Below are 23,489 nucleotides of genomic sequence, written 5' to 3'. Positions count from 1 at the left end.
AACACACCCTCTGTAATTTACAGGGCATGGTGAGCGGCCTCGCTATGCCCAGAATCTGGAGACAGATGACGATGGATATTTCAGTTACAGCAGCACAGCCGGGGCGTCGCCGCTATCTGACGCTGGTGATGATCTTTATTACCGTGGTGATTTGCTACGTCGATCGCGCCAACCTTGCCGTGGCTTCCATGCATATTCAAAAAGAATTCGGCATTACCAAAGCGGAAATGGGCTATGTCTTCTCCGCTTTTGCCTGGCTCTATACGTTATGCCAGATCCCTGGCGGCTGGTTTCTCGACCGTATTGGGTCCCGGCTGACCTATTTTATCGCTATCTTCGGCTGGTCAGTCGCGACGCTATTGCAGGGGTTTGCGACGGGACTATTGTCGCTTATCGGCCTGCGCGCTATTACCGGGATTTTCGAGGCACCAGCCTTTCCGGCAAATAACCGGATGGTCACTAGCTGGTTTCCGGAGCATGAGCGCGCATCCGCAGTCGGGTTCTACACCTCCGGACAGTTCGTCGGACTGGCATTCCTTACGCCGCTGCTGATCTGGATTCAGGAAATGCTGAGCTGGCACTGGGTCTTTATCGTCACCGGCGGTATCGGGATTATCTGGTCATTGGTCTGGTTTAAGGTTTATCAACCGCCGCGTTTGACGAAAAGCCTTAGCCAGGCGGAGCTGGAGTATATTCGCGATGGCGGCGGTCTGGTGGATGGCGATGCGCCAGCGAAAAAAGAGGCCCGCCAGCCGTTGACGAAAGCCGACTGGAAACTGGTGTTCCATCGTAAGCTGGTGGGCGTCTACCTCGGTCAGTTCGCCGTAAATTCTACGCTATGGTTCTTTCTGACCTGGTTCCCTAATTATCTGACCCAGGAAAAAGGCATTACCGCGCTAAAAGCGGGCTTTATGACGACCGTACCGTTCCTGGCTGCCTTTTTTGGCGTACTGCTCTCCGGCTGGCTGGCGGATAAACTGGTGAAAAAAGGCTTCTCGCTGGGCGTGGCGCGCAAAACGCCGATTATTTGCGGTTTGCTCATCTCCACATGCATTATGGGCGCTAACTACACTAACGATCCGTTGTGGATTATGGCGTTGATGGCGATAGCTTTCTTCGGCAACGGATTTGCGTCCATTACCTGGTCGTTAATCTCTTCCCTTGCGCCGATGCGGTTGATTGGCCTTACCGGCGGTATGTTTAACTTTATCGGTGGGTTGGGCGGGATTAGCGTACCGTTAGTGATTGGTTATCTGGCGCAAAGCTACGGTTTTGCTCCGGCGCTGGTCTATATCTCCGTTGTGGCCCTGCTGGGCGCGCTGTCTTACATCCTGTTAGTGGGCGATGTGAAACGCGTCGGATAAGTTGGCCGTGGCGAGCCGGAAGCTATTATGGCGAAGGATGACCGGCTATCCATGCGTCGAGCGCCGTCACTCCCTGCGTCACGATAGTTTTAATATCTATATCGCTTAGCGGTTGCAATTCCAGCTCCCGACAGGCTTCGGTTGCCTGCGTCATCCCCAGGCTGGCGCAGCCGCTTTTTAATTTATGCGCCAGCCGCTTAATGTTAACGTCGTCATTCATGGCGCGCGCCGCCTCGATCTCCTCGACTAAAGGCAGCGCGCTGTCTTTGAATAAGGCGACCCATTGCCGGAGTTTTTCCGGGCCGACAGACGCCATATCGCCGGCAAGCTGATGTTCATTCAACATCACCCGCGCGTTGTGAGATTTGCCCTGTAAATAGTGCGCTATCATGCGGTAAAGCTCCTCGCGGGGAACGGGTTTTTGAATAATCCCGCAGAAAAGACCGGCGGTACGCTGACGAAGATTATCGTCTATCACATGCGCGCTAAAACCAATGCGTTTCATGGCGGGATACAGGCTCATCAACTGCTGCGCCAGGGTTAAGCCGTCATAATCCGGTAAATCAAAATCCACCAGCGCGACATCAAAGGACTCGCCTTCGGCTAAACAGCGTAGCGCGTCATTCGCGCTTTCAGCTACTGAGACTTTCACCCCTTTACCCGTGAGCATTTCAGCGGTAATACGCTGCGTCAGCATATTATCTTCAATCAGCAACAAGCGTAGTCCGTTAAGATTTATCGGTTCCCTGAACGCACTTTTACTTGCGGGTTTGGAGTGGCAAACCGGCAGTTGTAAACGAAAACAACTGCCAACATGAAGCGTACTGGTGACGGTTAGCGTCCCGCCCATCGCCTCTGCCAGGCTGGCGCTGATAGCCAGCCCCAGGCCCGTCCCGCCCCGGCGTCCTGTCGCCTGCACAAACGGTTTGAAAATAGCCGTCAGCTTCGCTTCAGGGATACCGCATCCGGTATCTTCAACCTCAATAAACCAGCTCTGATCGTCGCAAAACGTGCGCAGCACTATGCTGCCGCGATCGGTAAATTTCGCCGCATTACTTAAAAGATTAATCACAATTTGACGTATCCGGCGCGGATCGCCTTGTAGCGTGGAAGGGAGTTGCTCGCTAAAGTCGGTGATGAGCGCCACCTGCACGCGGCTGTGCATTAAATGCAGCGCGCTATTCAACAATTGTCGCGGTTCAAACGGTTCCTCGCTAATGGAAACGTTGGTGCCGCCTACTTCAATCGCCGAGTAATCAAGAATATCGTTAAGAATCGCCAGTAGCGATTCGCCTGAATCATTAATGGCCTGTAAATCGTCGCGGTAGTTTGCCATGAGCGGTTTATCGGCCAGCAATTGTACCGTACCGAGAATGCCGTAAAGCGGCGTGCGAATTTCATGGCTCATGGCGGCAAGGAACGTCGATTTCGCCTCGTTGGCCTTTTCCGCTTCGGCGCGCGCCTGCCGGTGTTCCAGCACCAGCGCATGAAGCTCCGCCGTTTGCGATCGCACCTGTTCCGCCAAATCCTCACGATGGCGGTTCAATTTGCGCACGTTGGCGCGAAACGCTTCCATCAGACGGCTGATGGTATCCAGTTCGCTGACGCCAGCCGCCTCCGGAAACGGCGAGTCAATATCGCCCTCCAGTAGCCGCTGTAAGGCCTGCGTTTGTTGCGCCAGCGGGCGGGATACGGAACGGTAAACCACTCGCCAAAGAATAAAACTTAATGAGCACAGCGCCAGGATGCCTAAGATCACTAACCCTATTTGCCCACGCTGACTGGCGTGTGTAAGACGCGCTAACCCAGCCTCGTTTCGTTTTTCGATGGCGTTCACCAACTGCGATACTTCCGTACTGAAGCGGGTAAACTGAAAGAGGTTATTGGCCATAAGCGTTTGAAGCTGGTCGCGGATGGCGTTTTCCTTACGAAACAGGGTAACCAGTGTGGTGTACTGGTTTATTTTCTCCAGCGCGTCGGCGATTTGGGCGCGAACGGTAGGATCTTCTATACGCTGCTGGCGGCGGGATAAAATTTTAACCAACTGATTAAGTTTTTCATCGGTTTCCTCGGCATCGCTCAGCCCTTGCGCGTCTTTTAAGGTCACAGTGAGCTGCTTAAACCGCAGGGCATTGACCCGCAACTCATTCATCTGATTCACATACTCAAGGTCGATATCAATCAGCCGGTCAAGCGCGCGTTCAGCCTGGTCCCCTTTACCGCTTTCGATAAGATCGTAAATACCGGCCTGGGTGGCGCCCGCAGATGTCGCTGCATTATTGGCCTGACCGTGAGCCTGGGCGGCAATGCTTTCCGCCGCCTCCGCAATCTGGCGGCTTAACTGCTGTTGCTGTGCGCGCAGCGTGAGAATTTCACCGACCAGCGTTCCCTGTTGCCCAAGCGTTTGCGCAATCTCTTTTTCTTGCCGGGCGATGGCCGAGGTATTAAATCCCTGCTCGCTTAATGCCTGCAAAAGATGGTTAATTTTAAGGCTTTGCGCTTTCAGCATCTTCCCCTGCGCCAGCCAAACGCCCTCGCTGTCGGCATTGGTCAGATTTTGCGCGGAAAAGAGCTCGTAAGCGCTGGCTTCGCTTAACTGCCTGGCCATATTCATCGTCGGGAGCAGCGCTTGCGTATTGGTTTGCTCCACCTGACTAATGACGCGCAGGCTTATCCAGCCGATCACGGTGCTGAGCAGGGTGAGCGCCGCCATCAGGGCGAAGGCCAGCCATAATCTGCGGGTCAGTGAAGGCGTTGACATTTATGCGCCGCGGGTGAAATGGGTTGAGTTGCCGCCGGAAAAACCATTAGGATAAAACCTTGTTGCTGGTGGGGCTATCATGCGCGCGCTTATTTCGTTCTTTTTTTTGATAATCATCGTCTCGAATGTAGAAACGGCGTCAGCCGAAACCGGACTGCTACACTGGACGCGCGCCGATCGGGCGATTCCCTGGCGGCAAACGTCAGTCAATGCGAGTAAACCTTGGAAACTGTGCGCATTATACCCCAGCCTGAAAGATTCTTACTGGTTGTCCGTCAACTACGGGATGCAAAAAGCGGCCAAATTGTATGGCGTTGATTTAAAAGTGCTGGAAGCGAATGGCTATCGGCAACTGGCGACGCAACAACAGCAAATGTTGCAATGCCGGGAGTGGGGCGCCGACGCTATTCTGCTTGGCAGCAGTACCGATCGTTTCCCGGAACTGGAACGGTATGCCGGTAATGTGCCGGTTATTGAACTGGTGAACATGATTCACGATGCCAGCGTCGCAACCCGCGTTGGTCTGCCGTGGTTTCAGATGGGGTATCTGCCGGGACGTTTCCTGGTGCAGTGGAACAAAGGAAAAGCGCTTAACGTTTTACTCTTCCCGGGGCCGGAAGAAGCTGGCGGCAGTCGGGAGATGGTGGCGGGTTTTCGTCAGGCAATTAAAGGCAGCGCCATCAACATTGTGGATATCGCCTGGGGCGATAACGACATTGAAGTGCAGCGAAACTTACTCCAGGAAATGCTGGAGCGTCATCCGGACGCCAATGTGGTCGCCGGGTCGGCGATAGCGGCGGAGGCGGCGATGGGCGAAGGGCGAAATTTGACGACTCCGCTCACGATCGTCTCATTTTATCTGACGCATCAGGTTTATCGCGGTTTAAAACGCGGCCATATCCTGATGGCGCTCAGCGATCAGATGGCCTGGCAGGGAGAATTAGCGATAACGCAGTCGATTAAGGTCTTACAGGGGCAACCGGTGCCTGAAAATATCAGCCCGCCGGTGCTTATTTTGACGCATAACAACGCCGACAGCGCGCGCGTTCGTCGTTCGCTATCGCCTCCGGGATTTCGGCCCGTCTATTTGTATCAATACACCTCCGAGGCTAAAAAGTAGCCTTCGCCATGCTGTGTGACCAGCAGTTCCGGCGTAATTTTATGGCGTAAGCGGCGAACCAGGACATCAATCGTGCGGAGATCCGGAGTCTCTACGCGGCGGGCGGAAAGCATTCGCAGCAGACGTTCGCGATGCAGCACTTTGCCTGGGTTGGTCACAAAGGCCAGCAGCAGCTCGTACTCCGCGCGCGTAAGCTTAATGGCTTCACCGTTGTGCTCCAGCGTGTGATTCATCACGTTCAGGCAGTAGCCGGAAAACATATAGCAGTTTTCACTGGCATTTTGCGGCGTGGGGCGGGCCAGATCGATACGCCACAAAAGATTTTTTACCCGCACTACCAGCTCGCGCAGTTCCAGCGGCTTGGTGACGTAGTCGTCCGCGCCCATCTCCAGCCCGACGATGCGGTCGATTTGGTCGCAACGCCCCGTCACCAGAATAATGCCCACCGTGGAGCGTTCGCGTAGCGCCCTGGTCAGCATCAACCCGTTTTCGTCGGGGAGGTTGATATCCAGCAGGATCAGCGAAACGTGCTCATGCTCCATGATGTCGCGCAGGCCCGCGCCGCTGTCGGTCACCGAAACGCGATATCCCTCCTGCTCAAAATAGGCCTGTAATCTGGCCTGAGTAACAGGTTCATCCTCAACAATAACAATGTGATGTGACATCCTGCGCGCGGTCTCTTTCTGTTCATATCTGTTCATATATTGCCGTATCCCGTTCATCCTGACCAGTGACGCTGTTCATATTTGCGGAATAAGATCTGCGCATTAAACCATATAATTACAGGGGCTATTATGCGAAAACTCTGGAGAGCGCTACTCAGGCCAAGCGCCCGTTGGTCGATACTGGCGCTGGTCATTGTCGGGATTGTGATCGGCGTTGCGCTGATCGTGTTACCTCACGTCGGTATCAAACTGACCAGTACGACAGAGTTTTGCGTCAGCTGCCATAGTATGCAGCCGGTGTATCAGGAATATAAACAGTCCGTACATTTCCAGAATGCTTCCGGCGTACGCGCGGAATGCCACGATTGCCATATCCCCCCTGATATTCCAGGCATGGTGAAACGTAAGCTGGAAGCCAGCAACGATCTTTACCAGACATTTATCGCCCACTCGATTGATACCCCGGAAAAATTTGAAGCCAAACGCGCCGAGCTTGCCGAGCGTGAATGGGCGCGCATGAAAGAGAATAACTCCGCGACCTGTCGTTCCTGCCATAACTACGATGCGATGGATCACGCGAAACAGAACCCGGAAGCGGCGCGGCAAATGAAAATCGCCGCGAAAGAAAATCAGTCCTGCATCGACTGCCATAAAGGGATTGCCCACCAGCTACCGGATATGAGCAGCGGTTTCCGCAAACAGTTTGATGAACTGCGCGCCAGCGCCAGTACGCATAATGACGGCGATACGCTCTATTCGCTGGATATCAAGCCGATTTACGCCGCTAAAGGCGATAAAGAACCGGCAGGTTCGCTGTTACCTGCTTCTGAAGTGAAAGTCCTTAAACGGGACGGTGACTGGCTGCAAGTGCAAATCGAAGGCTGGACGGAGACGGACGGTCGCCAGCGTGTACTGACGCAGTTGCCCGGTAAACGTATTTTTGTCGCCTCGATTCGCGGCGATGTGCAACAGCATGTGAAAACGCTGGAAGAGACCACCGTCGCGGCGACCAATACTCAGTGGAGCAAATTACAGGCAACTGCGTGGATGCAAAAAGGCGACATGGTAAATGACATTAAACCGATTTGGGCCTATGCCGACTCCCTCTATAACGGCACCTGTAATCAGTGTCACGGCGCGCCGGACAAAGCGCACTTTGACGCTAACGGCTGGATCGGCACGCTCAACGGCATGATCGGTTTCACCAGTCTGGATAAGCGTGAAGAACGTACCTTGTTGAAATATCTCCAGATGAATGCGTCTGATACCACCAACACGCCGCACAGCGATAAGGGAGAACACAATGAAAAATAAGGACGCGCTACACGTCTCTCGTCGACGTTTTCTGGCGCAGCTTGGCGGTTTGACGGTGGCAGGAATGCTGGGGCCGTCACTGCTGACGCCCCGTAGCGCCCGCGCAGCGGATGCCGTTGCGCCAGGTGCCGCGACGAAAGAGGGTATCCTGACCGGTTCTCACTGGGGGGCGATTCGCGCCACGGTGGTTGACGGTCGATTTGTGGCGGCAAAACCGTTTGAACAGGATAAATACCCGTCCAAAATGATCGCCGGTCTGCCCGATCACGTCCACAACGCGGCGCGTATCCGTTATCCGATGGTGCGTGTCGACTGGATGCGCAAAGGTCATCAAAGCGACACCTCTCAGCGCGGCGATAATCGTTTTGTGCGCGTCTCCTGGGATGAAGCGCTGGATCTGTTCTATCAGGAACTGGAGCGGGTGCAAAAAACCTACGGGCCGAGCGCGTTACTGACGGCGAGCGGCTGGCAATCTACCGGCATGTTCCATAACGCCTCCGGGATGCTGGCGCGCGCGATTGCGCTACATGGCAATAGCGTTAGCACGGGAGGGGACTATTCGACCGGCGCGGCGCAGGTGATTCTGCCGCGCGTGGTGGGTTCAATGGAAGTGTACGAGCAGCAAACGTCATGGCCTCTGGTTTTACAGAACAGTAAAACGATTGTGCTATGGGGTTCTGATATGGTGAAAAACCAGCAGGCAAACTGGTGGTGCCCGGATCACGATGTCTATCAGTACTATGAACAATTAAAAGAGAAGGTTGCCAGCGGCGCTATCTCGGTCATCAGCATCGACCCGGTCGTCACCTCCACGCACGATTATCTGGGGCGCGATAAGGTCAAACATATCGCCATTAACCCGCAGACGGATGTCCCGTTACAACTGGCGCTGGCGCATACCCTGTACAGCGAGAAACTGTACGATAAAAATTTCCTCGATAACTACTGCGTCGGTTTTGACCAGTTCCTGCCCTATTTGCTGGGCGAGAAAGATGGACAGCCCAAAGATGCCGCCTGGGCGGAAAAACTGTGCGGTATTGACGCCGACACCATCCGCGCGTTGGCGCGGCAGATGGCGGGCGACAGAACGCAAATCATCGCTGGCTGGTGCGTACAACGTATGCAGCATGGCGAACAGTGGTCATGGATGGTCGTCGTGCTGGCGGCAATGCTGGGACAGATTGGTTTACCGGGCGGCGGCTTTGGTTTTGGCTGGCACTACAACGGCGCCGGGACGCCTGGCCGTAAAGGGATCATTTTAAGCGGCTTTTCCGGTTCGACGACCGTTCCGCCAGTGCACGACAGCACGGATTACAAAGGCTACAGCAGCACCATTCCTATTGCGCGTTTTATGGATGCCATCCTTGAACCGGGCAAGGACATTAACTGGAACGGCAAATCGGTTAAATTACCGCCGCTGAAGATGTGCGTGTTCGCCGGAACCAACCCGTTCCACCGACACCAACAAATTAACCGCATAATTGAAGGCTGGCGCAAGCTGGAAACGGTCATCGCTATTGATAACCAGTGGACGTCGACCTGCCGCTTTGCGGATATCGTTTTGCCGGCTACCACCCAATTTGAGCGTAACGACCTCGATCAGTTCGGCAACCACTCTAACCGCGGCATTATCGCCATGAAACAGGTGGTGTCGCCGCAGTTTGAAGCGCGTAACGACTTTGATATTTTCCGCGATCTCTGCCGACGCTTTAACCGTGAAGCGGCATTCACGGAAGGTCTTGATGAAATGGGCTGGCTGAAACGCATCTGGCAGGAAGGGAGCCAGCAGGGAAAAGGTCGCGGTATCCACTTACCGACTTTCGAGGTGTTCTGGAATCAACAGGAGTACATCGAGTTTGATCATCCGCAGATGTTTGTGCGCCATCAGGCTTTCCGTGAAGATCCGGACCTGGAGCCGTTGGGCACGCCAAGCGGTTTGATCGAGATTTACTCCAAAACGATCGCCGACATGCAATACGACGATTGTCAGGGCCATCCCATGTGGTTCGAAAAAATCGAACGCTCGCATGGCGGGCCGGGATCGCAGCGCTGGCCGCTGCACTTACAGTCCGTCCACCCTGATTTCCGTCTGCATTCCCAACTGTGCGAGTCGGAAACGCTGCGTCAGCAATATGCCGTTGGCGGCAAGGAGCCGGTCTTTATTAACCCACAGGATGCCAGCGCGCGCGGGATCCGCAACGGTGACATCGTGCGGGTATTCAATGCACGCGGGCAGGTACTGGCGGGAGCGGTAGTTTCCGATCGCTATGCGCCGGGCGTGGCGCGAATTCATGAAGGCGCCTGGTACGATCCTGATAAAGGCGGCGATCTCAACGCGTTATGTAAGTACGGCAACCCTAACGTATTAACACTGGATATCGGTACATCACAGCTCGCGCAGGCGACCAGCGCGCATACGACGCTGGTGGAAATTGAAAAATATACCGGCCCTATGGATAACGTCACGGCGTTTAACGGTCCGGTCGAGATGGTCGCGCAGTGTGAATATGTACCCGCATCGCAGGGGAATCCGCATGATTAAGCAGCCAGCGCTTGCTCAGGAACAGTACGCCTGCGTATATGCATGGCTGGCGTTACTCTTTTTCCGGGAAGTGGATGATGAAGGGTTAATACAATTACAGTCCGCGGAAATCGCGGACTGGCTGGCGCTGTTAAAGCGTCAGCCAGCGCTGGCGGCGTCGGTGGCGTTACTCGAACAAAAAATTGCCGCGCTTAGCCTGCGTCAGGATGCGCAGCTGGAGCTGGCAGCGGATTTTTGCGGATTGTTCCTGATGACGGATAAAAAATCGGCCTTGCCCTACGCCTCGCAATACCCGCAGCAGGAACCCGGCATGATTAAACATTTATTGCTTGAAGCCGGGATGGAAGTCAACGACGATTTTAAAGAGCCGGCCGACCACCTGGCGATTTATCTGGAATTACTCAGCCATTTACATTTTTCATTGGGTGAATCGTTCCAACAACGGAGAATGAATAAATTACGCCAGAAAACATTGTCGTCATTACTGGAGTGGCTTCCGGAATTTACAAATAATTGCCTTAAGCATGATCCCTATGGTTTTTATGCTGCGTTAAGTCAATTATTGTTGGCTATCGTTCGTTTTGATGACGGAAAAGAGGATTTATCCATTGTTGCGGTTGAATAAACCCTGTGACGGGCATCGCAAAATAAATCTTACGATAGTCGGGGGTTATCATATCTATAGGTTTAGCCAATTGTAATTATTGATACCAATCAATATCCATGATGGGTTTGTATTTAGTATTGACGGGCCTCATGAGTAAAAAAATAAAATTTAATTAATCATGCCGCAATACCCCATAAGGATAGTGATATGAAAAAAATTACCCTCTATGCGACAACGGTTATCACCGTTGGGCTGTTATGTTATTTAGGTTTGTCCGGGTATGTATGGTATTACGACAAACAGCGCAGTAAAAAAAGCGATGTGCAGGCCTCGGTTGTGGGTGAAAATAATAAAATACTGGGTTATTTCAGGGAGAAAGGATGTGATTATTGTCATACGCCTTCCGCTGAATTGCCTTTTTATTCCTCTTTTCCGGTGGCAAAGCAGTTAATGGATTACGATATCCAGCTCGGTTACAAGTCGTTTAACCTGGAGGCGGTACGGGCCGCCCTGATTGCGGATACGCCGGTGCCGCAAAGCGAACTGAATAAAATTGAATGGGTTATGCAACATCAGACTATGCCGCCAACCCGCTATGTCGCGCTGCACTGGGCGGGGGGCGTCAGCGATAAAGAGCGTACTGACATCCTGAACTGGATAGCCGATCAGCGTGAGCGCAACTATGCCAGCGCCGATACCGACCCCGCGCACCGGAATGAACCCGTTCAGCCTATTCCGCGCAATATTCCCGTCGATGCGAAAAAAGTCGACTTAGGTTTCCGTCTTTATCATGATGAACGTTTATCCGGCGACAGCACAATATCCTGTGCGCATTGTCACGCGTTAAATGCGGGCGGTGTCGATGGCAGAAAAACCTCAATTGGCGTTGGCGGCGCGGTAGGACCAATAAATGCGCCGACGGTATTCAACTCCGTATTTAATATCGAACAATTTTGGGATGGTCGTGCTGCAACCCTGCAGGAGCAAGCAGGCGGACCACCGTTAAATCCTATTGAAATGGCCTCTAAATCCTGGGATGAAATTATTAGCAAGCTTGATAAAGATCCTGCCCTGAAAAAAGATTTCCAGGCGGTTTATCCGCAAGGATTTACCGGGGAAAATATTACTGATGCGATCGCCGAATTTGAAAAAACGTTGATAACGCCGGATTCCGCCTTTGATAAATGGCTACGTGGAGATGAAAATGCGCTGACCGCGCAACAGAAACACGGTTATCAATTATTTAAAGAGAATAAATGTGCAACCTGTCACGGCGGTATCATTTTAGGCGGGCGCTCTTTTGAACCATTGGGATTAAAGCGAGACTTTAATTTTGGCGAAATTACCGCAGCGGATATTGGTCGTATGAACGTCACCAAAGAGGTTCGCGATAAATTACGGCAAAAAGTCCCGGGCTTACGCAACGTCGCGTTAACAGCGCCTTATTTCCATCGGGGCGACGTACCGACGCTGGATGGCGCGGTAAAACTGATGCTGCGTTATCAGGTTGGCACCGATCTGCCGCAAAACGATATTGACGATATCGTCGCCTTCCTGGAAAGCCTGACCGGTGTTTATACGCCATATCAACCTGAATATGCGCAATGACAATGATGCTTGAAGCCAGAGATCTGTACTGCGAGCGGGACGAGAGGACGCTGTTTCGCGGGCTGTCGTTCACCGTGGAGGCCGGGGAGTGGGTGCAGGTCACCGGCGGCAACGGCGCCGGAAAAACCACCCTGCTGCGCCTGCTGACCGGGCTGGCGCGCCCGGACGGCGGGGAGGTGTACTGGCAGGGCGAGCCCCTGCGCCGCGTGCGCGACAGCTTCCATCGCAGCCTGCTGTGGATAGGGCACCAGCCGGGGATTAAATCCCGCCTGACGGCGCGGGAGAACCTGCACTTTTTCCACCCCGGCGACGGCGCGCGTCTCCCGGAGGCGCTGGCGCAGGCCGGGCTGGCGGGATTTGAGGACGTGCCGGTCGCTCAGCTCTCGGCCGGGCAGCAGCGCCGGGTGGCGCTGGCCCGCCTGTGGCTGACCCGCGCCGCGCTGTGGGTGCTCGACGAGCCGTTCACCGCCATTGACGTTAACGGCGTGGCGCGCCTCACCCGGCGGATGGCGGCGCACACGGCGCAGGGCGGGATGGTCATTCTCACCACCCACCAGCCGCTGCCGGGGGCCGCGGACACCGTCCGCCGCCTGGCGCTGACCGGCGGGGGGGCCGGGCTGTGATGTGGCGTGTCTTCTGTCTCGAGCTGCGCGTGGCGTTCCGCCACGGCGCGGACATCGCCGGCCCGCTGTGGTTCTTCCTGATGGTCATCACCCTGTTTCCGTTAAGCGTCGGGCCGCAGCCGCAGCTGCTGGCGCGTATCGCGCCGGGCATCATCCAGGTGGCGGCGCTGCTGGCCTCGCTGCTGGCGCTGGAGCGGCTGTTTCGCGACGACCTGCAGGACGGCAGCCTGGAGCAGCTGATGCTGCTGCCGGTGCCGCTGCCGGCGGTGGTGCTGGCGAAGGTGCTGGCCCACTGGGCGGTGACCGGCCTGCCGCTGATGATGCTCTCCCCGCTGGTGGCGCTGCTGCTGGGGATGGACGTGTACGGCTGGAAAATCATGGCGCTGACGCTGCTGCTCGGCACGCCGGCGCTGGGGTTTCTCGCCGCGCCGGGCGTCGCGCTGACGGCCGGCCTGCGGCGCGGCGGCGTCCTGCTGGGCATTCTGGTGCTGCCGCTGAGTGTCCCGGTGCTGATTTTCGCCACCGCGGCGATGGACGCGGCATCGATGCATTTACCCGTTGACGGCTATCTGGCGGTGCTGGGGGCGCTGCTGGCGGGCAGCGCGACGTTAAGCCCGTTCGCCACCGCGGCGGCGCTGCGCCTCAGCGTGCAGTAGCGCCCCGGCGCGACGGACATTTTACTGGTTTCAGGAGGTCAGGTGACAACGATGTGGAAAACCCTTCATCAGCTGGCGGCGCCGCCCCGGCTGTATCAGATTTGCGGCAGGCTCGTGCCGTGGCTGGCGGCAGCCGGCATCATCGCGCTGGCCACCGGCTGGGTCCGGGGCTTTGGTTTCGCCCCGGCGGACTACCAGCAGGGGGAGAGCTACCGCATTATGTACCTGCATGTCCCGGCGGCCATCTGGTCGATGGGTATCTATGCGGCGATGGCGGTGGCGGCGTTCACCGGGCTGGTCTGGCAGATGAAAATGGCCAGCCTTGCCGTCGCGGCGATGGCGCCGGTGGGGGCGGTGTACACCTTCATCGCGCTGGTCACCGGCGCGGCGTGGGGCAAACCGATGTGGGGCACCTGGTGGGTGTGGGACGCGCGCCTGACCTCGGAGCTGGTGCTGCTGTTTCTCTACGCCGGGGTCATCGCCCTGTGGCACGCCTTTGACGACCGTAAAATGGCCGGGCGCGCGGCGGGCATTCTGGTGCTGGTCGGCGTGGTGAACCTGCCGGTTATCCACTATTCCGTCGAGTGGTGGAACACCCTGCACCAGGGCTCGACGCGGATGCAGCAGAGTATCGACCCGGCGATGCGCTCGCCGCTGCGCTGGGCCATCGCCGGCTACCTGCTGCTCTTTATGACGCTTTCGCTGATGCGGATGCGCAACCTGATTTTACTGATGGAAAAACGCCGCCCGTGGGTGAGCGAACTGATACTGAAAAGGGGGCACCGGTGAGTCCGGCATTTTCATCGTGGAGCGATTTTTTCGCCATGGGCGGGTACGCCTTTTTTGTCTGGCTGGCGGTGGCGATGACCGTGGCGCCGCTGGCGCTGCTGGTGCTGCACACGGTGCTGCAGCGCCGGGCCATTCTGCGCGGCGTGGCGCAGCAGCGGGCGCGCGAGGCGCGGATGCGTGCCGCACAGGCGCAACAGGAGGCCGCGTGAACCTGCGACGTAAAAACCGGCTATGGGTGGTCTGCGCGGTGCTGGCGGGCCTGGGGCTGACCACCGCCCTGGTCCTGTACGCGCTGCGCGCGAATATCGACCTGTTCTATACCCCCGGCGAAATCCTCTACGGCAAGCGCGAGACGCAGCAGCTGCCGGCGGTGGGCCAGCGTCTGCGCGTCGGCGGGATGGTGATGCCCGGCAGCGTCAGGCGCGACCCGGACTCGCTGAAGGTGAACTTCAGCCTCTACGACGCCGAGGGGGCGGTGACGGTGAGCTATGAGGGGATACTGCCGGACCTGTTCCGCGAGGGGCAGGGGGTGGTGGTGCAGGGCACCCTGGAGAAGGGCAACCACGTCCTGGCGCACGAGGTGCTGGCCAAGCATGACGAGAACTACACCCCGCCGGAAGTGGAAAAGGCGATGCAGGAAAACCACCGCCGCCCGCAACGCGCTGATAAGGACACCTCATCATGATGCCTGAATACGGCCACGCGCTGCTGTGCCTGGCGCTCGGCGTGGCGCTGCTGCTGTCCGTTTACCCGCTGTGGGGCGTGGCGCGCGGCGACGCGCGGATGATGGCGTCGGCCGGGGTGTTCGCCTGGCTGCTGTTTATCTGCGTGGCGGGCGCGTTTTTCGTGCTGGTGCACGCCTTTGTGGTTAACGACTTCACCGTGGCCTATGTCGCCGGCAACTCGAACACGCAGCTGCCGGTGTGGTACCGGGTGGCCGCCACCTGGGGGGCGCACGAGGGCTCGCTGCTGCTGTGGGTGCTGCTGATGAGCGGCTGGACCCTGGCGGTGGCGGTGTTCAGCCGGCGGGTGCCGGCGGATATCGTCGCCCGGGTGCTGGCGGTGATGGGGATGGTCTGCGCCGGTTTTCTGGCGTTCATCCTGTTCACCTCCGGCCCGTTCGCCCGCACGCTGCCGGCCTTTCCGGTGGAGGGGCGCGACCTGAACCCGCTGCTGCAGGACCCGGGGCTGATTTTCCACCCGCCGCTGCTGTACATGGGCTATGTCGGCTTCTCGGTGGCCTTCGCCTTCGCCATCGCCGCGCTGCTGAGCGGGCGTCTGGACAGCGCGTTCACCCGTTTTGCCCGCCCGTGGACGCTGGCGGCGTGGGTGTTCCTGACGCTGGGCATCGTGCTCGGCTCGGCGTGGGCCTACTACGAGCTGGGCTGGGGCGGCTGGTGGTTCTGGGACCCGGTGGAGAACGCCTCCTTTATGCCGTGGCTGGCGGGTACCGCCCTGCTGCACTCGCTGGCGGTCACCGAACAGCGCGCCGGCTTTAAGGCGTGGACGCTGCTGCTGTCCATCTGCGCCTTCTCGCTGTGCCTGCTGGGCACCTTCCTGGTGCGCTCCGGGGTGCTGGTGTCGGTGCACGCCTTCGCCTCCGACCCGGCGCGCGGAATGTTTATCCTCGCCTTTATGGTGCTGGTCACCGGCGGCTCGCTGCTGCTGTTCGCCGTGCGCGGGCACAGGGTGCGTTCGCGGGTGAACAACGCGCTGTGGTCGCGCGAGTCGCTGCTGCTCGGCAACAACGTCCTGCTGATGGCCGCCATGCTGGTGGTACTGCTGGGCACCCTGCTGCCGCTGGTGCACAAACAGCTGGGGCTGGGCAGCATTTCGGTGGGGGAGCCGTTCTTTAACACCATGTTCACCTGGCTGATGGTCCCCTTTGCCCTGCTGCTGGGGGTGGGGCCGCTGGTGCGCTGGGGCCGGGACCGGCCGCGTAACATCAGGAAACTGCTGCTCACCGCCCTGGTCTCCACCCTGGTGCTGTCGGTACTTTTGCCATGGCTGCTGGAAGATAAAATCATCGCCATGACGGCGGTGGGGATGGCGATGGCCTGCTGGATTGCGGTGCTGGCGGTGGCCGAAGCCGTACAGCGCGTGTCCCGCGGCACGAAAACCTCTCTCAGCTACTGGGGAATGGTGGCGGCGCACCTCGGGCTGGCGGTGACGATTACCGGTATCGCCTTCAGCCAGAATTACAGCGTGGAGCGTGACGTGCGGATGCGGGCGGGCGACAGCGTGACCATTCACGACTACCGCTTCACCTTCCGGGAGGTGCGGGACATCACCGGGCCCAACTACCGCGGCGGGGTGGCCCTCATCGGGGTGACGCGCCACGGCGAGCCGGAGGCGGTGCTGCACGCGGAGAAACGGCTCTACAACACCAGCCGGATGGTGATGACCGAGGCGGCGATTGACGGCGGGCTGACCCGCGACCTGTACGCCGCGCTCGGGGAGGAGCTGGACAACGGCGCGTGGGCCGTGCGCCTGTACTACAAACCGTTTGTCCGCTGGATATGGGCCGGGGGGCTGCTGATGGCGCTGGGCGGGCTGCTGTGCCTGGTGGACCCGCGCTACCGCCGCCGTAAACCATTGCCGGAGGCCGGATGAAACGCAACGTACTGTTATTACCGTTACTGATTTTTCTGCTGATTGCCGCGGCGCTGCTGTGGCAGCTGACGCGCAACGCGCAGGGGGATGACCCGACGAATCTCGAATCGGCGCTGACCGGGAAGCCGGTGCCGGCGTTCCGCCTGGAATCGCTGGAGACGCCGGGTCAGTACTATGAGGCGGAGGTGCTGACGCAGGGGAAACCGGTGCTGCTTAACGTCTGGGCCACCTGGTGCCCGACCTGCCGCGCCGAGCATCAGTACCTGAACCAGCTTTCTGCGCAGGGTATCCGGGTGGTCGGGCTGAACTATAAGGACGACCGGGCGAAGGCGGTGGCCTGGTTAAAGGAACTGGGCAACCCGTATGCGCTGAGTTTATCGGACAGCGACGGGATGCTGGGGCTGGACCTGGGCGTGTACGGCGCGCCGGAAACCTTCCTCATCGACGGCAGGGGGATTATCCGCTACCGCCATGCGGGCGATTTGAATGCCCGGGTGTGGGAGAGTGAACTGAAACCGCTGTGGGACAGATACAGCCGGGAGGCGGCGCAATGAGACTGTTACCGGGCATGGTGATGCTGATGCTGGTGCTGGTTATCTCCGGGTCAGCGCGGGCGACCACCGACGTGATGCCGTTTAAAGATGAAGCGCAGGAGCAGCAGTTCCGCCAGCTCACGGAGCAGCTGCGCTGCCCGAAATGCCAGAACAACAGCATTGCGGACTCGAACGCGATGATAGCCACCGACATGCGCCGCAGGGTGTATGACCTGATGCAGGAGGGGAAGAGCCGCCAGGAAATCATCGATTACATGGTGGCGCGCTACGGCAACTTCGTCACCTACGACCCGCCGCTGACCCCGCTGACGGTGCTGCTGTGGGTGCTGCCGCTGGCCGCCATCGTGGCGGGCGGGTGGATAATCGTTGCCCGCACGCGCCGGCGGGTGCGCCTGCGCCGGGAACCGCTGCCGGCGGACACCCCGGTTTGCGGCGCGCGCGCCGGGTGGGGCGTTTACGTGCCGGGGGCCGTCATTGCGCTGGCGGTCGGCGCCGGCAGCTACGCCCTGACCGGCAGCTATCAGCAGGTCAGGGCCTGGCAGCAGGCAACGGCGCAGACGCCCGGGCTGCTGGCGCGGGCGCTGGACCCGGCGGCGCAGCCGCTGAATGAAGAGGAGATGGCGCGGCTGGCGCTGGGGCTGCGCACCCGCCTGCAGAATGATGCCGGCAATGTTGAGGGCTGGCTCATGCTGGGGCGCACCGGTATGGTACTGGGTAATGCCGGTACCGCCACCGGGGCGTATGCGAACGCCTACCGTCTGGCCCCGAAAAACAGCGATGCGGCGCTGGGCTACGCGGAGGCGCTGACGCGCTCGTCCGACCCGGAGGATAACCGCCGCGGCGGGGAGCTGCTGCGTCAGCTGGTGAGCCGCGACCACACGGATATCCGGGTGTTAAGCCTGTATGCGTTTAACGCCTTTGAGCAGCAGCGCTTTGGCGAGGCGGTGGCGGCCTGGGAGATGATGCTGAAACTGTTGCCGGCAGACGATACCCGGCGGGCGGTGATAGAGCGCAGTATCCGGCTGGCGCAGGAGAAATAAGACCCTGACGGCCCGGTGGCGCGGCGCCATCGGGCCTGGCTATCCCAACGATACGCTAAAGCCTGAAAGTGAAGCCCGTGTGCAGTATGATGACGAGCATCGTCTCTTATCAGGACATCCCATGAAACAAATCACCTTTACGCCGCGCCATCACCAGCTTACCAACACCAATACCTGGACACCTGACAGCCAGTGGCTGGTCTTTGATGTGCGGCCTTCAGGCGCGTCATTTACGGGCAAGACTATTGAGCGTGTCAATGTGCATACCGGCGACGTGGAGGTGATTTATCGCGCCGTGCAGGGCGCGCATGTCGGCGTGGTGACGGTGCATCCTGCCGACAACCACTATGTGTTTATTCATGGCCCTGAAAACCCTGATGAGACGTGGCATTACGATTTTCACCACCGCCGGGGCGTTATTGCAACGTCGGAGGGTGTGACTAACCTCGATGCGATGGATATTACTGCGCCGTATACTCCCGGCGCGCTGCGCGGCGGCAGTCACGTCCATGTGTTTAGCCCGAACGGCGAGCTGGTGAGTTTTACCTATAATGACCACGTTCTGCATGAGCGCGATCCGGCGCTGGATCTGCGTAATGTCGGCGTGGCCGCGCCGTATGGGCCGGTAACGGTGCCGGTTCAGCATCCGCGCGAATACAGCGGTAGCTACTGGTGCGTACTGGTTAGCCGCACGACGCCTGCGCCGAGACCTGGCAGCGATGACATTAACCGCGCCTATGAAGAGGGCTGGGTGGGCAACCGCCAGATCGCCTTTATTGGCGATACGCTGTCGCTGACGGGCAAAAAAGTCCCGGAGCTGTTTATTGTCGATTTACCGTGTCATGAAAACGGCTGGAAACAGGCAGGCGACACGCCGCTGACGGGAACCGAATCAACGATGCCATCGCCGCCGTTGGGCGTAGTTCAGCGGCGTCTTACCTTTACTCACCAGCGTGTTTATCCAGGACTCACTAACGAACCACGCCACTGGGTTCGCAGTAATCCGCAGGCGACGGCGATCGCCTTTTTGATGCGGGACGATAACGGCGTAGCGCAACTGTGGCTGATATCGCCGCAGGGAGGCGAGCCCCGGCAGTTAACGCATCATGCGACCGGCGTACAGTCAGCGTTTAACTGGCATCCGTCGGGTAAATGGCTGGGACTGGTGCTGGAAAATCGGATTGCCTGCTGCGACGCACAAAGTGGGAAGATCGACTTCTTAACCGCCAGGCACGACAACCCGCCGTCTGCGGACGCCGTCGTTTTTTCACCGGATGGGCGACACGTCGCATGGATGGAAGAGGTGAAAGGTTTCCGTCAGCTATGGGTGACGGAAACCGGGCGATAAATCAGGGAGGAGGCATCTTCGCCGGGGGGATGACGGCATTGGTCATTTTCGTCTCCTCCTCGCTTTTCTCGACGCGCGATCTTACCGAACTGTCTTTGCGGAAGATGTCCCACGGCAGAAGGATCGTATCCATCACGGCGGTAAACGGCATATCCAGGATGGCCAACGATTTGGTGCCCCAGTTTGTCTCATCGTTACCGATCATCGTAGCGCTGGCGCGCGTGCCAGGATAAGTACCCTCTTTACCGCCGGTGTGCGACATGACGCTTGAACAACCGCCTAATAAAAGCATCCCATTCCATATTATCAGCGTTAACCACACGTTTTTTATCATCACTCATTCATCTGTTGGTTGTCGTTATTTGCATGATGAGTTATAGCGATCCGTTGCTAAAAATAACATCACCAGTACGTGGCACTGTGGCGGTAATCGCACTTTAACAATCAGTGCTGTCCCAACCAGTCTATGCAATAGCCAATAAACTGCAAAAAAAAGTCGGATTAAAATACTTGAAAAGTACGTATTCAGACCCATTTATAAGACGTAGTGAATAGAAGGGCACGCCTGATGGGTGTTCTGGCAATCCTGGCCTGTCCATGATGGAAGGTCTGACATTCTCGCTGATTTCAGGAGTTTATGATTATGCGTAACTTTGATTTATCCCCGCTGTACCGTTCTGCCATTGGTTTTGACCGTCTGTTTAACCTGCTTGAAAATAACCAAAGCCAAAGTAATGGCGGCTACCCTCCGTACAACGTTGAGCTGGTAGACGAAAACCACTACCGCATCGCCATTGCCGTTGCCGGTTTCGCGGAAAGCGAACTGGAGATTACTGCCCAGGATAATTTACTGGTGGTAAAAGGCGCTCATGCGGACGAGCAGAAAGAACGTACTTACCTGTATCAGGGCATTGCCGAGCGTAACTTTGAACGTAAGTTCCAGTTAGCGGAGAACATTCACGTTCGCGGCGCAAACCTGGTCAACGGGCTGCTGTATATCGAACTGGAGCGCGTGATTCCGGAAGCGAACAAACCGCGCCGTATCGAAATTAACTGATTCCGTCGGGTCGCGTTGCGCGGCCTGTCATCCCATGCTCGCCGTCAGGGAGCATATTCGCACGTAAAGTGTGAAGGTAAAAACTCGCTTCTTAGAAGGAGAAATGATTATGCGTAACTACGATTTATCCCCACTGCTGCGTCAATGGATCGGTTTTGACAAGCTGGCCAATGCGCTGCAAAACAGCGGCGAAAGCCAGAGCTTCCCGCCCTATAACATCGAAAAAAGCGACGATAACCATTATCGCATTACCTTAGCGTTAGCCGGTTTCCGTCAGGAAGATCTGGATATTCAACTGGAAGGCACGCGCCTGACGGTGAAAGGTACGCCGGAACAGCCGGAAAACGAGCCCAAATGGTTACATCAGGGCCTGGTCATGCAGCCTTTTAGCCTGAGCTTTACGCTGGCTGAGAATATGGAAGTTTCCGGCGCGACGTTTACCAACGGCCTGCTGCATATTGATTTAACCCGTAACGAGCCGGAAACCATTGCGCCGCAGCGTATCGCCATTAACGAACGCTCCGCATTAAATAGCTAATGAGCTCCTTGCCTTGCCCCGCCAGAGATGGCGGGGCTTTTTTGTGCCACGAAAAAGGGTAAGACGCTGCCGAAGTCAGGACGTCTGGGCGGTTTTGTAACATGAGAATGTGCGCCATGCTGTATATATGCCTTAACGGTTCAGTCATAATCCCTATAAATTGAAATGTTACTCACAGGGAAGAAAAGATGAGTGATATCGCATTGACGGTCAGCGTTCTGGCGTTGGTGGCGGTTGTCGGTTTATGGATCGGCAACATTAAAGTGCGCGGTGTCGGCTTTGGTATTGGCGGCGTTCTGTTCGGCGGTATTATCGTCGGCCACTTCGTCGATCAGGCTGGGGTGACGCTGAGCGGCGATATGCTGCACTTTATCCAGGAATTCGGCCTGATCCTTTTTGTTTATACCATCGGCATACAGGTGGGGCCGGGGTTTTTCGCCTCGCTGCGCGTTTCCGGGCTGCGTCTCAATCTGTTTGCTGTTCTGATTGTGATTATGGGCGGGTTGGTCACCGCGATTCTGCATAAAATTTTCGCTATTCCGCTGCCAGTGGTGCTGGGGATTTTCTCCGGCGCAGTCACCAATACGCCTGCGTTAGGGGCGGGTCAGCAAATCCTGCGCGATCTGGGAACGCCAGTGGATCTGGTAGATCAGATGGGGATGAGCTATGCGATGGCGTATCCGTTTGGCATCTGCGGTATTTTGCTCACCATGTGGCTGATGCGGCTGATTTTTCGCGTTAACGTCGAGGCGGAGGCGCAGAAGCACGAATCCTCTCTCGCTAACGGCCATTCATTAATTCAGACAATGAATATCCGTGTCGAGAATCCGAACCTCAATAATATGGCTATCCAGGATGTGCCGATCCTGAACAGCGATAAAATCATTTGCTCACGCCTGAAACGCGATGACACGCTGATGGTGCCGTCGCCGGGGACGATTATCCAGGCAGGCGACCTGCTGCACCTCGTCGGCCAACCTACCGACCTGCATAACGCGCAACTGGTGATCGGTAAGGAAGTGGACACCTCGTTGTCGACGCGTGGCACGGATTTACGCGTCGAGCGTGTGGTCGTCACCAACGAAAAAGTGCTCGGCAAACGTATCCGCGATTTGCACTTTAAAGAGCGTTATGACGTGGTTATCTCCCGCCTTAACCGCGCGGGCGTTGAGCTGGTCGCCAGTAGTGACGCTAGCCTGCAGTTTGGCGACATTCTCAATCTGGTGGGGCGTCCAGCCTCGATTGATGCGGTAGCCAATGTGGTCGGCAACGCGCAGCAAAAACTCCAGCAGGTGCAGATGCTGCCGGTGTTTATCGGCATCGGATTAGGGGTTCTGCTTGGGTCAATCCCGTTGTTTGTGCCGGGATTCCCGGTCGCGTTAAAACTGGGGCTGGCTGGCGGGCCGCTGATCATGGCGCTAATTTTGGGGCGTATCGGCAGCATCGGTAAGCTGTACTGGTTTATGCCGCCGAGCGCCAACCTCGCGCTGCGTGAATTAGGCATCGTTTTGTTTCTGGCGGTCGTTGGGCTGAAATCCGGCGGCGATTTTGTCGATACGCTGACACAGGGCGAAGGATTAAGCTGGATTGGCTACGGTATTTTCATCACCGAAATTCCGTTGATTACCGTCGGTTTGCTGGCGCGGATTTTTGCCAAAATGAACTATCTGACGCTATGCGGGATGCTGGCCGGTTCGATGACCGATCCGCCAGCGCTGGCATTTGCCAACAATCTTCATGCCACCAGCGGCGCGGCGGCGCTCTCTTACGCGACCGTCTATCCGTTAGTGATGTTCCTGCGTATTATCACGCCACAACTGCTGGCGGTGATTTTTTGGGGAATGGGTTAGCGCCTGATGGCGCGTTGCTTATCCGGCCTATGCACTGTGTTAAATCCAGGCTGGATAACGCGCGCCGCACCGGCCACACTTCTGCTCTTCTTCTTATCTTCTTCCTCAATGAACGCGCTAATCAGCGTAATGGCAACGAGCATAATTCCAATTTTTTTCAGTTAGTTATCAATCTTCATCGCCTTTTTTTTCGTCGCGACGGGTGGTTTTTCAGCTTTTAATTCGGCAATAATGCCTTTCCTGGCGGTGGCGTTGAAAAAGGTCGCAACTGAAATGAAAAATAGCGGGAATGAGCGCGGTTGCGCCGAAACACGTCACCAGTGAACTACAGTTATTTTGCAATAAGATTCCCTTGCTGCGGGATAATGTGAAGCATATCAGCAACAACGTGAGTGGTATTCTGAAAACGAACGGGAATACATAAGAACGTAAAAGGAGTC

21 protein-coding genes and 1 other annotated feature are annotated in these 23,489 nt (G+C 57.1%); of the genes, 18 read left to right on the top strand and 3 right to left on the bottom strand.

What is annotated here, in order from left to right; translation table 11 throughout:
• Window positions 1-26 precede the first annotated feature (26 nt).
• A complete protein-coding gene (locus N7E69_RS08220; protein ID WP_000253524.1) occupies window positions 27-1,364 on the top strand; it encodes an MFS transporter in 1,338 nt (445 codons plus the stop codon).
• A gap of 25 nt (window positions 1,365-1,389) precedes the next feature.
• Here N7E69_RS08220 and torS read toward each other — a convergent pair whose 3' ends face one another.
• The gene (torS, locus tag N7E69_RS08215) at window positions 1,390-4,125 is read right to left on the bottom strand and encodes a TMAO reductase system sensor histidine kinase/response regulator TorS (RefSeq protein ID WP_000106959.1); all 2,736 of its coding nucleotides are present in this window, start codon (window positions 4,123-4,125) and stop codon (window positions 1,390-1,392) included.
• A 79-nt stretch (window positions 4,126-4,204) separates the two neighbouring features.
• Between torS and torT the strand changes: the two genes are divergently transcribed.
• Window positions 4,205-5,245: a TMAO reductase system periplasmic protein TorT gene (gene torT, locus N7E69_RS08210; protein ID WP_001202034.1), complete on the top strand. Its 1,041-nt coding sequence runs from the start codon at window positions 4,205-4,207 to the stop codon at window positions 5,243-5,245.
• Here the strand turns inward: torT and torR are convergent.
• Window positions 5,218-5,910 carry a two-component system response regulator TorR gene (gene torR, locus N7E69_RS08205; protein WP_001562512.1) on the bottom strand — a complete coding sequence of 231 codons (693 nt, stop codon included), beginning with the start codon at window positions 5,908-5,910 and terminating at the stop codon, window positions 5,218-5,220. The two genes, torT and torR, sit on opposite strands and share 28 nt — an antisense overlap.
• Before the next feature lie 129 nt (window positions 5,911-6,039).
• Between torR and torC the strand changes: the two genes are divergently transcribed.
• The 13 genes from torC (at window position 6,040) to N7E69_RS08140 (ending at window position 19,604) form a co-directional block, all read left to right on the top strand.
• Complete coding sequence (gene torC / locus N7E69_RS08200) at window positions 6,040-7,224, top strand: pentaheme c-type cytochrome TorC (RefSeq protein WP_001230254.1); 1,185 nt, start codon at window positions 6,040-6,042, stop codon at window positions 7,222-7,224.
• Entirely contained in the window at window positions 7,214-9,766 is a 2,553-nt protein-coding gene (gene torA / locus N7E69_RS08195; RefSeq protein WP_000790637.1) for a trimethylamine-N-oxide reductase TorA, read from the top strand. Before torC ends, torA begins: the two co-directional genes overlap by 11 nt.
• The gene (torD, locus tag N7E69_RS08190) at window positions 9,759-10,391 is read left to right on the top strand and encodes a molecular chaperone TorD (protein ID WP_000595416.1); all 633 of its coding nucleotides are present in this window, start codon (window positions 9,759-9,761) and stop codon (window positions 10,389-10,391) included. The genes torA and torD overlap by 8 nt, the downstream gene beginning before the upstream one ends.
• Before the next feature lie 189 nt (window positions 10,392-10,580).
• Window positions 10,581-11,981, top strand: coding sequence for a cytochrome-c peroxidase (locus N7E69_RS08185; RefSeq protein WP_000724474.1), 1,401 nt, complete (start codon window positions 10,581-10,583; stop codon window positions 11,979-11,981).
• 5 nt (window positions 11,982-11,986) lie between these two features.
• Entirely contained in the window at window positions 11,987-12,604 is a 618-nt protein-coding gene (gene ccmA, locus N7E69_RS08180; RefSeq protein ID WP_000888535.1) for a cytochrome c biogenesis heme-transporting ATPase CcmA, read from the top strand.
• Window positions 12,601-13,260, top strand: a complete 660-nt coding sequence (gene ccmB, locus N7E69_RS08175) for a heme exporter protein CcmB (RefSeq protein WP_000990039.1) — start codon at window positions 12,601-12,603, stop codon at window positions 13,258-13,260. The genes ccmA and ccmB overlap by 4 nt, the downstream gene beginning before the upstream one ends.
• Window positions 13,261-13,311: 51 nt before the next feature.
• Complete coding sequence (locus N7E69_RS08170) at window positions 13,312-14,049, top strand: heme ABC transporter permease (RefSeq protein WP_000266005.1); 738 nt, start codon at window positions 13,312-13,314, stop codon at window positions 14,047-14,049.
• The gene (gene ccmD, locus N7E69_RS08165; protein ID WP_000074112.1) at window positions 14,046-14,258 is read left to right on the top strand and encodes a heme exporter protein CcmD; all 213 of its coding nucleotides are present in this window, start codon (window positions 14,046-14,048) and stop codon (window positions 14,256-14,258) included. Before N7E69_RS08170 ends, ccmD begins: the two co-directional genes overlap by 4 nt.
• A complete protein-coding gene (gene ccmE, locus N7E69_RS08160; RefSeq protein WP_001675710.1) occupies window positions 14,255-14,734 on the top strand; it encodes a cytochrome c maturation protein CcmE in 480 nt (159 codons plus the stop codon). The genes ccmD and ccmE overlap by 4 nt, the downstream gene beginning before the upstream one ends.
• A complete protein-coding gene (locus N7E69_RS08155) occupies window positions 14,731-16,662 on the top strand; it encodes a heme lyase CcmF/NrfE family subunit (RefSeq protein WP_000982526.1) in 1,932 nt (643 codons plus the stop codon). The genes ccmE and N7E69_RS08155 overlap by 4 nt, the downstream gene beginning before the upstream one ends.
• Window positions 16,659-17,216 (top strand): thiol:disulfide interchange protein DsbE, encoded by a 558-nt coding sequence (gene dsbE, locus N7E69_RS08150; protein WP_000828305.1) that lies wholly within the window; start codon window positions 16,659-16,661, stop codon window positions 17,214-17,216. Before N7E69_RS08155 ends, dsbE begins: the two co-directional genes overlap by 4 nt.
• A complete protein-coding gene (locus N7E69_RS08145) occupies window positions 17,213-18,256 on the top strand; it encodes a cytochrome c-type biogenesis protein CcmH (protein WP_001238339.1) in 1,044 nt (347 codons plus the stop codon). Before dsbE ends, N7E69_RS08145 begins: the two co-directional genes overlap by 4 nt.
• 121 nt (window positions 18,257-18,377) lie before the next feature.
• Entirely contained in the window at window positions 18,378-19,604 is a 1,227-nt protein-coding gene (locus tag N7E69_RS08140; protein ID WP_000809954.1) for a DUF3748 domain-containing protein, read from the top strand.
• Window position 19,605: 1 nt separating this feature from the next.
• On the opposite strand, the gene N7E69_RS08135 is transcribed toward N7E69_RS08140, so the two are convergent.
• Complete coding sequence (locus N7E69_RS08135) at window positions 19,606-19,938, bottom strand: YceK/YidQ family lipoprotein (RefSeq protein ID WP_001675643.1); 333 nt, start codon at window positions 19,936-19,938, stop codon at window positions 19,606-19,608.
• 242 nt (window positions 19,939-20,180) lie between these two features.
• Window positions 20,181-20,254, top strand: a sequence feature (ROSE (Repression Of Heat Shock gene Expression) occurs in the 5'-region of heat shock genes and acts as an RNA thermometer to modulate expression.).
• Between N7E69_RS08135 and ibpA the strand changes: the two genes are divergently transcribed.
• From ibpA to N7E69_RS08120, 3 genes are all read left to right on the top strand, one after another.
• Complete coding sequence (gene ibpA, locus N7E69_RS08130) at window positions 20,248-20,661, top strand: small heat shock chaperone IbpA (protein WP_001532742.1); 414 nt, start codon at window positions 20,248-20,250, stop codon at window positions 20,659-20,661. Its footprint overlaps the feature before it by 7 nt.
• Before the next feature lie 109 nt (window positions 20,662-20,770).
• The gene (gene ibpB, locus N7E69_RS08125; protein WP_001246919.1) at window positions 20,771-21,199 is read left to right on the top strand and encodes a small heat shock chaperone IbpB; all 429 of its coding nucleotides are present in this window, start codon (window positions 20,771-20,773) and stop codon (window positions 21,197-21,199) included.
• A gap of 188 nt (window positions 21,200-21,387) precedes the next feature.
• A complete protein-coding gene (locus N7E69_RS08120; RefSeq protein ID WP_001279788.1) occupies window positions 21,388-23,049 on the top strand; it encodes a putative transporter in 1,662 nt (553 codons plus the stop codon).
• The last annotated feature ends 440 nt before the right edge of the window (window positions 23,050-23,489 follow it).

The organism is Salmonella sp. 3C (assembly GCF_025426275.1).
GTDB lineage: Bacteria > Pseudomonadota > Gammaproteobacteria > Enterobacterales > Enterobacteriaceae > Salmonella > Salmonella enterica.
The sequence above is the reverse complement of the archived record's forward strand: the minus strand, read 5'-3'. Positions and strand labels throughout refer to the sequence as shown.

Coding starts and splice junctions, on each gene's coding strand:
- N7E69_RS08220 (WP_000253524.1), top strand. CDS start 27: ATGGTGAGCGGCCTCGCTATGCCCAGAATCTGGAGACAGATGACGATG.
- torS (WP_000106959.1), bottom strand. CDS start 4,125: ATGTCAACGCCTTCACTGACCCGCAGATTATGGCTGGCCTTCGCCCTG.
- torT (WP_001202034.1), top strand. CDS start 4,205: ATGCGCGCGCTTATTTCGTTCTTTTTTTTGATAATCATCGTCTCGAAT.
- torR (WP_001562512.1), bottom strand. CDS start 5,910: ATGTCACATCACATTGTTATTGTTGAGGATGAACCTGTTACTCAGGCC.
- torC (WP_001230254.1), top strand. CDS start 6,040: ATGCGAAAACTCTGGAGAGCGCTACTCAGGCCAAGCGCCCGTTGGTCG.
- torA (WP_000790637.1), top strand. CDS start 7,214: ATGAAAAATAAGGACGCGCTACACGTCTCTCGTCGACGTTTTCTGGCG.
- torD (WP_000595416.1), top strand. CDS start 9,759: ATGATTAAGCAGCCAGCGCTTGCTCAGGAACAGTACGCCTGCGTATAT.
- N7E69_RS08185 (WP_000724474.1), top strand. CDS start 10,581: ATGAAAAAAATTACCCTCTATGCGACAACGGTTATCACCGTTGGGCTG.
- ccmA (WP_000888535.1), top strand. CDS start 11,987: ATGCTTGAAGCCAGAGATCTGTACTGCGAGCGGGACGAGAGGACGCTG.
- N7E69_RS08170 (WP_000266005.1), top strand. CDS start 13,312: ATGTGGAAAACCCTTCATCAGCTGGCGGCGCCGCCCCGGCTGTATCAG.
- N7E69_RS08155 (WP_000982526.1), top strand. CDS start 14,731: ATGATGCCTGAATACGGCCACGCGCTGCTGTGCCTGGCGCTCGGCGTG.
- dsbE (WP_000828305.1), top strand. CDS start 16,659: ATGAAACGCAACGTACTGTTATTACCGTTACTGATTTTTCTGCTGATT.
- N7E69_RS08145 (WP_001238339.1), top strand. CDS start 17,213: ATGAGACTGTTACCGGGCATGGTGATGCTGATGCTGGTGCTGGTTATC.
- N7E69_RS08140 (WP_000809954.1), top strand. CDS start 18,378: ATGAAACAAATCACCTTTACGCCGCGCCATCACCAGCTTACCAACACC.
- N7E69_RS08135 (WP_001675643.1), bottom strand. CDS start 19,938: ATGATAAAAAACGTGTGGTTAACGCTGATAATATGGAATGGGATGCTT.
- ibpA (WP_001532742.1), top strand. CDS start 20,248: ATGCGTAACTTTGATTTATCCCCGCTGTACCGTTCTGCCATTGGTTTT.
- ibpB (WP_001246919.1), top strand. CDS start 20,771: ATGCGTAACTACGATTTATCCCCACTGCTGCGTCAATGGATCGGTTTT.
- N7E69_RS08120 (WP_001279788.1), top strand. CDS start 21,388: ATGAGTGATATCGCATTGACGGTCAGCGTTCTGGCGTTGGTGGCGGTT.